This is a genomic window from Microbacterium sp. SLBN-111 (assembly GCF_049739645.1).
Classification (GTDB): Bacteria; Actinomycetota; Actinomycetes; order Actinomycetales; family Microbacteriaceae; genus Microbacterium.
In genome coordinates this window covers 2,891,800-2,905,348 of sequence record NZ_JBMGQH010000001.1, presented here as the reverse complement: position 1 = coordinate 2,905,348, position 13,549 = coordinate 2,891,800, and the positions used below count along the sequence as shown (strand labels likewise).

The window sequence follows — 13,549 nt, the reverse complement described above, 5'->3', positions numbered from 1 at the left end:
GGATCCTTCTGCGCGGTTCCCGACACGGCGCTCGGCGGAGGGTGACCCGCTCGGAGTGCCCCTACAGCCTATCGGGGCCGACGACGTACAGATGACACCGCCAAAGGATGCCCCCTTCCGATGGAGGGATCCCACTGTTCCTGGGCTCAGGGGGTCAGACGCTCCGCGGCCGCCGCGATCCGCTCGTCGGTCGCGGTCAGCGAGAAACGCACGTGCTGCGGGAAATGCGTGCCGTAGAAGTGCCCCGGACCGACCAGGATGCCGAGGTCCGCGAGGCGCCCCACGCTCTCCCAGGCGTCTCGACCCTCCGTCGCCCACAGGTACAGGCCGCCCTCGCTGCGGTCGACGCGGAAACCGGCGGCCTCGACCGCGGGCTTGAGGACGGCGCGACGGCGGGCGTAGCGCTCGCGCTGCTCGGCGACGTGCGCGTCGTCGCCCAGCGCGACGGTCATCGCGCGCTGCACAGGACCGGGCGGCATGAGACCGAGGTGCTTGCGGCCCGTCAGCAGGCGCGCCACGATCTCGGGGTCGCCCGCGAGGAACGCAGCGCGGTAGCCCGCCAGGTTCGACTGCTTGCTGAGCGAGTAGACCGACAGCACGCCGGTGAGGTCGTCGCCGACGACCGCCGGGTCGAGCACGCTCGGTACGCCCGCGGTGTCCCACGGCGCATCCCAGCCCAGTTCGGCGTAGCACTCGTCGGACGCGAGGACCGCACCCAGCGCGCGGGCCCGGGTCACGGCATCCACGAGCTCGTCGGTCGAGAGGACGCGACCGTCGGGATTGCCGGGCGAATTGATCCAGACCAGGCGGGTGTTCTCGGGCCATTCGGCCGGATCGTCGGATGCCACGGCCTCGGCGCCGACGAGACGGGCACCGACCTCGTACGTCGGGTACGCGGCGCGCGGGTGCACCACGGCGTCACCCGGACCGAGGCCCAGGAGCAGCGGCAGAAGGGCGACGAGCTCTTTCGAGCCGACGGTGGGGAGCACGTGCGCGGGGGTCAGCCCCGGAACTCCGCGGCGACGGGCGTACCAGTCGACGATGGCCTCGCGCAGCGCCGGGGTGCCCATGGTCTGGGGGTAGGCGTGCGCGTCGGTCGCCGCGGCGAGGGCCTCGGCGACGACGGCGGGCGTCGGATCGACGGGCGACCCGATCGACAGGTCGACGATGCCCGCGGGGTGGCGGCGGGCACGCTCGGCGTACGGCGCGACCGCGTCCCACGGGTAGTCGGCGAGGTCGGCGACGCCCACGGGTCAGTGACTCTGCGGAGGGAGCGCCGAGATGACCGGGTGATCCTTGGCGATCACACCGACCTTGGCGGCACCGCCGGGAGATCCGATGTCGTCGAAGAACTCGACGTTCGCCTTGTAGTAGTCCGACCACTCTTCGGGGAGGGTCGTCCTCGTAGTAGATGGCCTCGACGGGGCACACGGGCTCGCACGCACCGCAGTCGACGCACTCGTCGGGGTGGATGTAGAGCGAGCGTTCACCCTCGTAAATGCAGTCGACCGGGCATTCGTCGATGCAGGCGCGGTCTTTGACATCGACACACGGGAGGGCGATCACGTAAGTCACCCGCTCAGTCTACGCGGGACGGCGACGGGGACCGGTCCGAGCGGCCGTGTCCTATGATCCGTCGGCGGGCTGGACGCGCAGCTTCGACACGTCCGGGAAGAAGGCCACGAGCGCCAGAAGGATGGGGCCCACGAACGTCCAGGCGATCGCGATCCACTCGGTGTCGGGCGTCGCGGCGGCGACGATCGCCGAACCACCGGGACCGACCTGCGAGAACAGGTAGGTGGCGGCGATGATGCCGAGGCCGCCGGCAATCGCGTTGACCCGATCCTGCGTCAGCGTGCGGAGCGCGATGAGGAGCCCCGCGCAACCGATCGTCGCGAGGATCAATCCGACCGGCACGACGCCGAGGCGGAAGGCGTGCCCCACGGTTGCCGCCGTGCCGTAGACGGCGCCCACGAGGAAAGCGACGACCCAACCGATGACGCGCACGATGCCGGAAACCACGCGGTCAGTCTAGGTGCGGGTTCATGTGGCCCAGCCGAACGCCCGCAGGAGCGCGGCGGTCACGGCGCCGGCCGCGACGACGACGAGGAACGGCGCCCGCGCCCACAGCAGGAGGGCCGCGACGCAGACCGCGGGGAGCCGCGCGTCCACGACGATCGCCGGACCCGAGGCCAGCGCCTGCACCACGACGAGCGCGGAGAGCAACGCGACCGTCAACAGGTCGGCGATCCGCGCGGGGCGGGGAGCGTCGAGCCAGCTCTGCGGCAGGACGTATCCCACCGCCTTGAGCGCCAGACACAGGATGGATGCCGCGATCACGGCGGTCCACAAGGTCATGGCATCCGCCCCTCATCGTCCGCCGCGCGCGCCGGGCGGGGGTCGAACCAGCCGAGGGCCAGCGCGACGCCGGCCGCGGCGATCACCGGGATGCCAGGCAGGACCCAGGGCGTCAGCAGCGCGGCGACCGCCGCCGCGCCGATTGCCACGGCGAGGGGCTGACGGCCCCGAAGCCGCGGCCAGAGCAAGGCGAGGAAGGCCGCGGCGGCAGCGGCATCCAATCCCCACGTGCGGGGGTCACCGAGAACGTCGCCGAGGAGAGCGCCGGCGAGGGTCGTGACGTTCCAGCCGACCCAGATCCCGACGCCAGTGACCCAGAAGCCGACGCGCCGCGCGGCGGGATCGGACTGCGCGAGCGACACCGCGACCGACTCGTCGATCGTGAACGGGGTCGCGGCAGCGCGCCGGACGTGTCCCGGGCCGATCACCGGTGACATCCGCATCGCGTACGCGGCGTTGCGCACGCCGAGCAGTCCCGCGGAGGCGATCGCCGCGGGCGCCGCGCCCGCACCGCCCGCCGCCAGCACGCCGACGAACGCGAACTGCGACCCGCCGGTGAACATGAGGAGGCTCAGGACGCAGGTCTGCCAGACATCGAGTCCGGATGCAACGGACAGCGCGCCGAAGGAGATGCCGTACGCGCTGGTCGCGAGCGCGACGGCGAGGCCCTGCCGCGCCGCGATTCGCGACGGTGTTCGCTCTGATGAACGCATGATCAGAGTCTCGAACGCTCGTCCCGTGTTCGTCAAGTCGAACGATCGACGAGCATAATGAACGCATGAGCGACCTCGGTGACCGCATCGCCACGACCCTCCGCCGCGAACGCGAGCGGCGCGACCTCAGCGTGTCCGAGCTCGCGCGACGCGCCGGGGTGGCGAAGGCGACGGTGTCGCAACTCGAGAACGGCGGCGGGAACCCGAGCGTCGAGACGCTGTGGGCTCTGGCGACCGCGCTCGAGGTGCCGTTCGCGGTGCTCGTCGACGAGGGGGTGCACTCCCCCACGCTCATCCGCGCGGGCGACGCCCCGTCCGCCGCGGTGCCGGCGTCCGCCGCCGACTACCTAGCGGTGCTGCTGTCGGCGAGCCCGCCGCACGCCCGCCGCGACATCTACCTGCTCCGCGCCGAGCCCGGGAAGCCCCGCCTGTCCGAGCCGCACCAGCGCGGCACGGTCGAGCACGTCGTGCTGCTCGCCGGCCGCGGCCGCGTCGGTCCGGTGGACGCGCCGTACGAACTGAACCCGGGCGACTACCTCTCCTACGCCGGGGACGCGCCACACGTGTTCGAGGCGCTGGTCCCCGAGACGAGCGCGGTGCTGGTATCCGAGTCGCGCTGACCCGTGCGGCGCGCCGCGGCATCCAGTGTCCAAGACACGCCGTGCGCGGCACCCACCCAGCGGCGTGTCCTGGACACTCGACAGGGATGCCACCGACTCGCGGAGCGGCGGGGGCGGCGGCAGCCCGGTTCAGTGTCCAAGACACGCGGACGGCGCGCGGTGCGCTCCGCGTGTCCTGGACACCGAACCTCTGCGGCGTACCCGATGCCGCGCACGCCAGAGGGTGGGCGTGGGCAGGAACTCGGCGCTTGAGTGTCCAAGACACGCGGGCGGCGCGCACTCCGGTCCGCGTGTCCTGGACACCGAACCCCGAGGGGCGGTGCCCGCACGCCGCCTCTCCAAGGCCCGGCCCCCGCGACCACGGCATCCGGTGTCCAAGACACGCCGCTCGCGGCACGGGCCCAGCGGCGTGTCTTGGACACTCGATCGGGATGCCACGGACTCGCGGCACGGCGCTGGCGGCGGCAGCCCGGTTCGGTGTCCAAGACACGCGGACGGCGCGCGGTGCGCTCCGCGTGTTCTGGACACCGAACCTCTGGGGGCGACGCCTGCACGGTCCCTCTGAGGCTTGCGCGACCGCGGCATCCGGTGTCCAAGACAGGCCGTTCGCGGCACCGACCCAGCGGCGTGTCTTGGACACTCGACGGGCGGATGCCACGGCCATCGACGTGGCCGCGTCAGCCGACCCGTCGCCAAATGGATGCGGACACGGGTAGCGTTCCGCGCATGCACCGCATCTTCGACACGCCCGTCGCGGGCGTCTACCCCCTCTACCTCGCGAAGGTCGAGCGCAAGGGACGCACGCGCGACGAGCTGGATGCCGTCATCCGGTGGCTCACGGGGTTCGACGACGCGGAACTGACCCGACACATCGAGACGTCCGCAACATTCCGTGAGTTCTTCGAGGCGGCCCGCCTCAACCCGCTATCGGCGCAGGTGACGGGCGTCGTGTGCGGAGTGCGCGTCGAGCAGATCGAAGACCCGTTGATGTACCGCATCCGCCTGCTCGACAAGCTCGTCGACGAGCTTGCGAAGGGGCGCCCGCTCGCGAAAGTGCTCCGGAACGAGACGCCCGCACCGGCCTGAGCGCTCAGCCGGGCAGGGTGCCGGCGGCGAGGCGGCCGCGGCGCACGACCGCGACGACCGACTCCGCCCGCAGCGCGTCCGGCGACTCCCACGGGCGGCCGCGGACGACCACCAGGTCGGCGGCGAAGCCCTCGGCGAGGCAACCGATGTCGGCGTCGCGGCCGATCGCCCGCGCGGCGCGCGAGGTCGCGGCCTGCAGGACGCGGTCGGCGTTCCAGCCGAGGACGCGCGCCATCGCGCGCAGCTCGTCCCACTGGTCCGAGAAGTCGACGTGGAAGCCGTTGGCATCCGTCCCGAGCACGAATTCGACACCGGCCTCGGCCGCGGCGCGGAACGCGACGTCGCGACCCGCGACGAGCTCCTGCGCGATCTCCCGCTGCGCGGGCGCGGCGGGGGCGGTCCCGTCGGCGATCCGGTCGTTGATGAGGAGCGTCGGCGCGACCGTGGTCCCGGACGCGACGATGTCGTCGGCGAGGGAGGCCGTCAGCTTGGTCGCGTGTTCGATCGAGTCGACGCCGTGGGCCAGAGCGCGGCGGATGCCGTCCTCGGTGTGGGCGTGTGCCGCTACACGCAGGCCGAGCGCGTGCGCCTCGTCGACCACGGCTGCCAGTTCGGCGTCCGTGTAGTTGCGCCAGGATGCCTTGTCACCGACCGACAGCACGCCCCCGCTCACGGGCACCTTGATCCCGTCGGCCCCCGAGCGCGCCCAGCGCCGCACGAGCGCGCGGCACGCGTCGGGGCCGTCGGCCACCGGTTTGCGCTCCACCACGGCGGGCGGGATGAACAGGTCGCCGTGGCCGCCCGTCATGTTCACCAGGCCATGCGCCAGCACGCGCGGGCCCTCGACGATGCCGGCCTCGAGCGCACGGGCGAGCGAGAACTGCACGTCGTCGGCAGCGAGGTCGCGCACGGTCGTGACCCCGACCGACAACGCGCGGCGGGCGTGGGCGAGGCCGTGCAGCACCTGCTCCTCGGGGCGGGTGATGAGCGGCCACGCGAGGAAGTCGGCGGGGGTGTCCGAGGCGTTGCCGATGAGGTGCACGTGCGTGTCGATGAGGCCGGGGAGCACGGTGTACTCCGCGGTTCCGTCTGCCTCGGTCACCTCGACGGCGTCGATGCGCCCCGCGGGACCCTGGTCGCTCCAGCGCACGGTGCCGACACCGCGGTGGGTGACACCGTCCCAGACGTGGACTCGGGACAGTTGCTGGTGGATCACGGAAGTCACCTCGAGGAGTTGCGGCGGGGGAAGAACTGACCGAGCGCGCGCGGCGGCCTCATGCGCGTCCCCGCGACCACGAGCACCGCGAGGGTCACGAGGTAGGGAGCGGCAGAGGCGAGAGCGCTCGGCAGGGGGATGAACAGGGCCGCGACCAGGAGCACCACACCGAGGATGAGACTCGGGGCCGCCGACCGGATCCCGGCACCGCGCCGCAGTCGCAGCCCGCCCAGCACGAGGAACACCGCACCGAGGACGAACAGCATCGCGGTGAACGTCTCGGGCCGACCGAGACCGACGGCGTCGCTGAAACCGAACAGTGCCGATCCCGCGAACACGCCTCCTGGCATCCAGTTCCCGAAGATCAGGGTGGCGAGGCCGATGAAGCCGCGACCGGCGACCTGGTTCTCGACGTAGCCCTGCGAGATGAGCACGAGGTACCCGCCGGCGAATCCGGCCATGCCGCTGCCGACGAGGACGGCGAGGTAGCGCGTGCGGTGGACGTGTCCGCCGAGCGCCTGAAGGGCGGCGGGCTCCTCGCCGGAGGCGCGCATCCGCAGGCCGAACCGCGTGCGCCACAGCACGAGCGCGGTCAGCGGGATGAGCGCGAGGCCGATGATCGCGGCGATCGACACGTCTCGGGTGAGTCCCCCGACGATCCCCGCCAGCTGCGACACGACCGGGATGCCACCGGCCTCGAGGTCACGGAGCGGGTCGGGCGTTCCGAAGCCCCCGGAGAGGAACGGCAGGCTCACCCGTGGAACGTTGCCGTCGATGCGCGGCGATCGCGCGACGCTGCCGCCGTCGATGCCGCTGAACACGATGTCGGAGAGGAAGCGGGCCAGGGCCGCCGCGAGGACGTTGATCGCGACACCGACGACGAGCTGGTTGAGGCCCATCTCCAGGCACAGGACCGCCATGAGCAGCCCCAGGACCAGGCCGCCGAGCACACCGCCGACGAGCGCGAGCCACGGACCGCCGAACCATCCGAACAGACCAGCGCCCCACGTGCCGCCGATCATCATGCCCTCGAGGCCGACGTTGATGACGCCCGCCCGCTCGGAGTACAGCGCGCCGATCGCGACGACGGCGATGGGGACGGTGAGGCGCAGCGCCGATCCCCACGTGGACGAGGAGGCGATGCCGGGGGCGTTGCACACCCACGAAGCGATGAGGATGAGTCCGAATCCGAGCAGGACCCAGGACACGACGGCGCGGGCGCGCACCCGGCGGGCGTCGGTCGACCGCGAGACGGGCGGGACAGTGGTGACAGCGCTCATACCGCCGACGCCTCCTTCGTTCGTCCGGCGCGGGCACGTCGGATCGCGGCCATGAGCGCGAGACGACGCTCGCCGTTCTCGACGACCCAGTAGCCGAGCGCCGAGCTCAGCAGCACGACGGCGAGGAAGAGGGTGCCCACTTCGGTGGGGAGCTTCACGATGCCGAGGACCTGCGCACTGCGTTCCACGAACGCCAGCACGAGGGCGCCGAGGGCCGTGCCGATCGGATGCGACCGACCGAGGAGCGCCGCGGCGAGACCCGTGAACATCAGGTCGGTGGGCAGCGTTCCGTCCAGGCGGTGCGCCGTGCCCAGCACGTGCGGCAGGCCGACGAGGCCCGCGATCGCGCCGGAGGCCAGCAGCGACGTGACGATGCGGCGCTTCACCGAAATGCCCGCCGACTCGGCGGCGTCCGGAGACAGGTTCGCGACCGTCACGGTGTAGCCCCACACGGTCCGGTCGTGCAGCAGGAAGAAGACCACTCCGAGCAGGATCGCGAGCGGCAGGAAGCCGGAGATCTGCACGCGACCGCCGAGGTCCAGCAGCACGGGCATCGAGCCGTCCGGGCCGATCGGCGCCGAACCGGTGTTCTGTCCACCGCCGGAGCGGAAGACGTCGGCCAGCAGCACCGCGACGACCGTGGTGGCGATCGCGTTCATCAGGATCGAGGTGATGACCTCGTTCACGCCGCGATACACCTTCAGCAGTGCCGGCACGAGCGCCCACAGCGCCCCCGCCAGCATGCTCGCGAGCAGCGTGATCGGCAGGGTGAGCCACAGCGGCAGCGGCAACGACGCCGCCACCACCGCGCCGACGAGCGCCGCGACGCGGTACTGCCCGTCGACGCCGATGTTGAACAGCCCCATGCGCAGGGAGAACGCCGCCGCGATCCCCGCGAAGTACAGCGGAATGGCGTTGTTGACGGTGGATGCCAGGGACTCGGGGGTCGTGCCGTAGTCCCACATCACCTCGAAGGCGGAGGAGGCGGAGTACCCGGCGACGGTGAGGAACACCGCCGTGACGACGAGGGCGAGGACGATCGCGATGACGGGACCTGCGACGGTCGTGAGGATGCGACGGATCATGCGGCGGCCTCTCCCCCGCGCGCGCCGGTCATGTACTCGCCGATCGTGCCGACGTCCGCGCCGCGCGCGTCGATCTCGGCCACGATGCGCCCGCGGTGGAGCACCAGCACACGGTCCGACAGCGCGAGGATCTCGTCGAGGTCGGCGGAGACGAGGAGCGTCGCGAGCCCGCGGTCGCGCGCGGCGACGAGCTCGCTCCAGATCGCGGCCTGCGCCCCGATGTCGACGCCGCGGGTCGGGTGGGCGGCGAGGAGCAGTCGCGGCTGGCGGAGGAGTTCGCGCCCGACGATGAACTTCTGCTGGTTGCCGCCCGACAGCGCCGACGCGCGAGTCGACGGATCGCCGCCGCGGACGTCGTACGCCGCGATGATCTCGGCCGCGGCGCGGGCCGCGGCGGAGCGACGGAACCAGGGGCCGCGGCGCACCGGCGGCAGCTGCTGGTAGCCGAGCACGGCGTTCTCGCGGAGCGCGAGGGGCAGCACGATGCCGTCGCGGTGGCGGTCCTCGGAGATGTACCCCATGCCCCGGGCGCGGCGGTCGACCGTGCTGAGTGCGGTGACGTCGTCGCCGTCGAGGAGCACGGTGCCCGTGGCATCCGCTCGTCCGATGAGGGCCGCGAGGAGTTCGGACTGGCCGTTGCCCTCGACGCCGGCAATGCCGACGATCTCTCCGGCGTGGACGCGCAGGTCGACGTCGGCGAGCGGTGGGACCTGATCGTCGCCGCGGACGCCGAGTCCGCGCGTCTCGAGCACGATGCGGTCGGAGGCGGGCTGCGCGCGCGGGGCGACCACCGGCATCTCGGCCTTGACCATCAGACGCGCAAGCTGCGGCGCGGTGGTCTCGGCCGGCACGGCGGTGCCGACGACGCGCCCGGCGCGGATGACGGTGATGTCGTCCGCGAAGGACAGCACCTCGTCGAGCTTGTGCGAGATGAAGATCACCGCGGCACCGGCCTGCGTGAACGCACGCATGGCGGCGAACAGGGCCTCGGCCTCGGCGGGGACGAGCACGGCGGTCGGCTCGTCGAGGATGATGATGCGCGCGTCGCGGTAGAGGACCTTGAGGATCTCCACGCGCTGGCGCATGCCGACGCCGAGAGTCTCGACCTCGGCGTCGACCGCGACCGGGAAGCCGGTGCGGTCGGCGAGCTCGGTCACCTCGCGGCGAGCCCGGGCGGAGTCGACGAGGACCGGCCCGCCCGGCTCGCCCGCGAGGACGATGTTCTCCCAGACGCGGAGCCCGGGAGCGAGCAGGAAGTGCTGGTGCACGATGCCGATGCCGGCCGCCTGCGCATCACGGGGAGAGCGGAAGGACGTCACGCGGCCGTCGATCTCGATCGTCCCCTCGTCGGGGCTCTCCTCGCCGGAGAGGATCTTCATGAGCGTCGACTTGCCCGCGCCGTTCTCCCCCACCACCGCGTGCACGCTGCCCGCGCGGACCGTGACGTCGATGCGGTCGTTCGCGACGAACGTCCCGAACCGCTTCACGATTCCGCTCAGGCGTACCAGCACCTCCTGCCCGTCGGTCATCACAGCGCCGTCGGGACCGTGATCTTGCCGTCGATGATGTCCTGCTTGATGGATGCCATCTTGTCGGCGAACGCGTCGAGGAAGCCGCCCGAGGTCGAGTAGCCCACGCCGTCGTTCGACAGGTCGTAGCGGACCTCGCCGGGCTTGAGCGTTCCGTCGAGGTACTCGCCGATCGAGGTCTTCACCGCGACGTCGACGTTCTTGATGGCCGAGGTCAGGATGTACGGCTTGATGGAGTCCGCGACCGTCTGGTACACGTCCGCGTCGACACCGATGGCCCAGTTCTTCTTGTCGGAGCTGGAGCTGGCCGCCGCCTCCTCGTAGACGCCCTGGCCCGACCCGCCCGCGGCGGTGTAGACGACGTCCGCGCCGCCGGCGTACATAGACGCGGCGGCTTCCTTGCCCTTGGTGGGGTCGGAGAAGCCGGTGAAGTCGCCGAGGGGCGCGAGGTACGTCTTGTCCACGACGATCGACGGGTCGATCGAGTGCACGCCCGCCTCGTAGCCGGTGTAGAAGTTCTGGATGCTGGGCTGGTCGACGCCGCCGACGAAGCCGACGTGCTTGGACTTCGAGGTGAGCGCCGCGGCGACGCCCACGAGGTACGAGGACTGCTCGGCGGCGAACGAGATGGTCGTCACGTTGTCGATGACGGTGCCGGCATCGGCATCCACCTGCACGAAAGCGGTGTCGGGGTGGGCGGTCGCCGACATGGGCTGCTGCCACTGGAAACCGATGCCGATCGCGAGCGCCGCCTTCTGCGAGAGCGCGAGGTCGACGCGGTCCTGGTAGTCGTCGGTGTTGGGGCTCGACAGCTCGAGCGGCGTGAAGTCGTACTCGCCCTCGGCCTCGGTGAAGCCCTTGTAGGCGCTGTCCATGAAGGAGAAGTCGCCGGTGGTGCCGTACAGCAGCGCGACGGTCGGGCCGCTCGAGGACGGGCTCGCGGCGCCGGTGTCGGCGGTCTTGCCGCCGCAGCCAGTGAGGGCGAGGGCGGCGACGGTGAGCACGCCACCCATCGTCATGAGGGATTGGGTGAGGGGGCGAGACATGCGGGACTCCTTCGGGTGGGGTGCGGGGTCGAAATGTAATCGATTGCAAGCTGGTCGGAGTGAGTCGGGGAGATACGACCGAAAGCCACCCTAGTCACGGGCGACCGACGGCGCGATTTCGGCTGTGTTGCGTTCTCGTTTCCCACCCACCGTCGAGTAATCGATTGCGTACGATGGCGGAGTGACCGATACGGATGCCGTCGACGAGCGCGCCACCCTCGCCGACGTGGCCGCCGAAGCGGGCGTCTCCACCGCGACCGCATCCCGCGCCCTGTCGGGGTCGCGCCCCGTGTCCCCCGAGACGCTCAAGCGGATCCGTGCGGCCGCCGCGCGCCTCGGCTACCGGCACAACGCGGTCGCCAGCGCGCTGCGCTCCAACCGCACGCAGAGCGTCGGCCTCGTCCTGCCGCGCTATGCGACGGTGTTCCTGTCGGCACTCATCGAGTCGGTGACCGAGAACCTCGACGCGCAGGGTATCGGCGCGCTGCTGCGGTACGTCGCGCCCGACGGCGCCGACCACGACGAGCGCGTCGCCGACCTCCTCGACCGGCGCGTGGACGGGCTCATCGTGTGCCCGCCGACGATCGAGGCGAGCGGCCACGCGCAGCGCATGTCGCACGGTCTCCCCCTCGTGCAGGTCGGCCGGTTCCTCGACCCGCAGACCCCGAGCGCCGTGAGCCTCGACGAGGAGGAGTCCGCCGCCGTGCTCGCCGCGCACCTCGCCCGCACCGGGACGCGGACGGTCACCATCATCGGGCTCAACCCCGACTCCCCCGCCGACGCCCGGCGCATCACCTCCGTGTCCCGCGCCTGCGCGGCCGCGGGGCCCGAGGTCACCGCCGTCGTTCACCGCGGAAGCGACCTGCTGGCCGGCGTGACCTCCGCGGAGGGGCTGTGGGATCGCGTGGCCCGCGACGAGGCGCTGGTGTGCGCGAACGACGACGTCGCGACCGGCGTCCTCACCGTGCTGCGCGCGCGAGGCGTCCGCGTGCCCGAGGACGTGCAGATCGCGAGCCTGCTGCAGCTGTACCCCGACGCGCAGGGGATGCCGCTCACCTCCCTCCGCCACCCGTGGCACGAGATGGGCGCGGAAGCGGTCGAGATGCTCGAGCTCGCCCGACGCACGCGCGTCGCGGCGCGCCGCCGAACCAGCCTGCCCGCCGAGCTCGTGCGCGGGGGCAGCACCCGGACCCCCCAGGAGTGAACGTGACCGATCCCGTCGACCTCGTCGTGCGGCACGCCCGTGTCGTGACCGAGACCCGCCGCCCCGCCGTCGGCTACCCCGACCTCCCGCGAGAGGACACCGCGGCACGCGGCGGGATCGAGGAGTTCTCGGGACACAGCATCGGCGTGCGCGACGGGGCCATCGCGTGGATCCTGCCCGACGACGAGGTCGACCCGACCGCGATCGCTGACGCCGCGGTCATCGACGCGGCCGGCCAGGTCGCGATCCCAGGTCTGCTGAACAGCCACACGCACACGCCGATGGTGATGTTCCGCGGCGCCGCCTCCGACGTCCCGACCGACGAGTGGTTCAACCAGCACGTCTGGCCGATGGAGGTCAACCTCACCGACCGCGACATCCGTCTCGGCGCGCGCATCGCGATCGGCGAGCTGCTGCTCTCGGGCGTCACGGCGTTCGCGGACCACTACTTCGGCATGGACACGATCGCCGAGGAGGTCGAGGCCGCCGGCATCCGTGCCCTCCTCGCCTCGACCTTCTTCTCGTCCGAGGGCGCGGCCGGACGCGAGCGCAGCGTCGCCTTCGCGCGCGACGCGAACGGCGCAGCCGGCGGGCGCATCACCACCGCCCTGGGACCGCACGCCCCGTACACGGTCGACGACGACGACCTCCGCCGGACGGCTCAGGATGCCGAGCGCCTCGGGGTCCGCATCCACATCCATGCCGCGGAGAACCTGACGCAGACGGCGTCGAGCCTCGGCCGGCGCGGGCGCTCCCCCATCGGCATCCTGCACGACACCGGGATCCTGGAAGCCGGCGCGATCATCGCGCACGGCGCCGGCATCGTGCCGGAGGACGTCGCCCTGCTGCAGCCCTACGCGGACCGGATCGGCGTCGCGTCGTGCACGAAGACCTACCTGCTGCACGCGCAGGAGGGCACGACGCCCCTGCGCCTTCTGCACGACGCCGGCATCAGCGTGGGCATCGGCACCGACGGCGCGGCGGGGAGCATCACACTCGACGTCCTCGAGAACATGCGCCTGCTCGGCATGATCGAGAAATACACGTCGAAGGATGCCACCTGGGCGACGTCCGCGCACCTGCTCGACCTCGCGACGCGTCAGAACGCCGAGGTCTTCGGGCTCGCCGATCGCGTCGGCGCCCTGCGTCCGGGCCTGCGGGCCGACATCGTGCTGCTGGACTTCCACTCGCCGCACCTGCAGCCCGTGCACGACCTCGCGCACTCGCTCGCGCTGAGCGCGCACCAGGGCGACGTGTCGACCGTGATCGTCGACGGCCGCGTCGTCGTGCGGGACCGGCAGCTGCTGACGATCGACATCGACGCGGCCGTGGACGAGCTGTCCGAGCGACTGCCCGCCCTCACCGACCGCTCGCACGGCCGGCGCGTGCAGGACTACGCGCCCTGAGCCGCG

Annotated in this window: 13 protein-coding genes and 1 pseudogene; 4 read left to right on the top strand and 10 right to left on the bottom strand. The window is 71.9% G+C overall.

Features of this window, described 5'->3' with window-relative positions; all coding sequences use genetic code 11:
- Positions 1 to 146 precede the first annotated feature (146 nt).
- The 5 genes and pseudogenes from dapC to RKD05_RS13445 form a co-directional block, all read right to left on the bottom strand.
- Entirely contained in the window at positions 147 to 1,250 is a 1,104-nt protein-coding gene (gene dapC, locus RKD05_RS13465; RefSeq protein WP_424710737.1) for a succinyldiaminopimelate transaminase, read from the bottom strand.
- A 3-nt stretch (positions 1,251 to 1,253) separates the two neighbouring features.
- A pseudogene (gene fdxA / locus RKD05_RS13460) lies at positions 1,254 to 1,575 on the bottom strand (ferredoxin).
- Positions 1,576 to 1,626: 51 nt separating this feature from the next.
- Entirely contained in the window at positions 1,627 to 2,022 is a 396-nt protein-coding gene (locus RKD05_RS13455) for a histidinol dehydrogenase (protein WP_424710735.1), read from the bottom strand.
- Positions 2,023 to 2,043: 21 nt separating this feature from the next.
- Entirely contained in the window at positions 2,044 to 2,358 is a 315-nt protein-coding gene (locus RKD05_RS13450) for an AzlD domain-containing protein (RefSeq protein WP_424710734.1), read from the bottom strand.
- Positions 2,355 to 3,071, bottom strand: coding sequence for an AzlC family ABC transporter permease (locus RKD05_RS13445; protein ID WP_424710733.1), 717 nt, complete (start codon positions 3,069 to 3,071; stop codon positions 2,355 to 2,357). Before RKD05_RS13445 ends, RKD05_RS13450 begins: the two co-directional genes overlap by 4 nt.
- Positions 3,072 to 3,136: 65 nt before the next feature.
- On the opposite strand from RKD05_RS13445, the gene RKD05_RS13440 reads away from it, so the two are divergent.
- Both RKD05_RS13440 and RKD05_RS13435 read left to right on the top strand, forming a co-directional pair.
- Complete coding sequence (locus RKD05_RS13440; protein ID WP_424710732.1) at positions 3,137 to 3,691, top strand: helix-turn-helix domain-containing protein; 555 nt, start codon at positions 3,137 to 3,139, stop codon at positions 3,689 to 3,691.
- Positions 3,692 to 4,417: 726 nt separating this feature from the next.
- The gene (locus tag RKD05_RS13435; protein WP_424710730.1) at positions 4,418 to 4,777 is read left to right on the top strand and encodes a DUF2200 domain-containing protein; all 360 of its coding nucleotides are present in this window, start codon (positions 4,418 to 4,420) and stop codon (positions 4,775 to 4,777) included.
- 4 nt (positions 4,778 to 4,781) lie between these two features.
- Here the strand turns inward: RKD05_RS13435 and RKD05_RS13430 are convergent, their stop codons facing one another.
- The 5 genes from RKD05_RS13430 to RKD05_RS13410 are packed head-to-tail and all read right to left on the bottom strand — an operon-like array spanning position 4,782 to position 10,933.
- On the bottom strand, positions 4,782 to 5,993 hold the full coding sequence (locus tag RKD05_RS13430) for a metal-dependent hydrolase family protein (RefSeq protein ID WP_424710729.1): 1,212 nt from the start codon (positions 5,991 to 5,993) through the stop codon (positions 4,782 to 4,784).
- Positions 5,994 to 5,998: 5 nt separating this feature from the next.
- Positions 5,999 to 7,273 (bottom strand): ABC transporter permease, encoded by a 1,275-nt coding sequence (locus RKD05_RS13425; protein WP_424710728.1) that lies wholly within the window; start codon positions 7,271 to 7,273, stop codon positions 5,999 to 6,001.
- On the bottom strand, positions 7,270 to 8,358 hold the full coding sequence (locus RKD05_RS13420) for an ABC transporter permease (protein ID WP_424710726.1): 1,089 nt from the start codon (positions 8,356 to 8,358) through the stop codon (positions 7,270 to 7,272). The genes RKD05_RS13425 and RKD05_RS13420 overlap by 4 nt, the downstream gene beginning before the upstream one ends.
- A complete protein-coding gene (locus RKD05_RS13415) occupies positions 8,355 to 9,887 on the bottom strand; it encodes an ABC transporter ATP-binding protein (protein WP_424710725.1) in 1,533 nt (510 codons plus the stop codon). Before RKD05_RS13415 ends, RKD05_RS13420 begins: the two co-directional genes overlap by 4 nt.
- Positions 9,887 to 10,933: a BMP family lipoprotein gene (locus tag RKD05_RS13410; protein WP_424710722.1), complete on the bottom strand. Its 1,047-nt coding sequence runs from the start codon at positions 10,931 to 10,933 to the stop codon at positions 9,887 to 9,889. The genes RKD05_RS13415 and RKD05_RS13410 overlap by 1 nt, the downstream gene beginning before the upstream one ends.
- A gap of 181 nt (positions 10,934 to 11,114) precedes the next feature.
- Here RKD05_RS13410 and RKD05_RS13405 point away from each other — a divergent pair, with 181 nt between their 5' ends.
- Both RKD05_RS13405 and RKD05_RS13400 read left to right on the top strand, forming a co-directional pair.
- Positions 11,115 to 12,137, top strand: coding sequence for a LacI family DNA-binding transcriptional regulator (locus RKD05_RS13405; protein WP_424710720.1), 1,023 nt, complete (start codon positions 11,115 to 11,117; stop codon positions 12,135 to 12,137).
- Between the two features lie 2 nt (positions 12,138 to 12,139).
- Complete coding sequence (locus RKD05_RS13400; RefSeq protein WP_424710717.1) at positions 12,140 to 13,543, top strand: amidohydrolase; 1,404 nt, start codon at positions 12,140 to 12,142, stop codon at positions 13,541 to 13,543.
- The last annotated feature ends 6 nt before the right edge of the window (positions 13,544 to 13,549 follow it).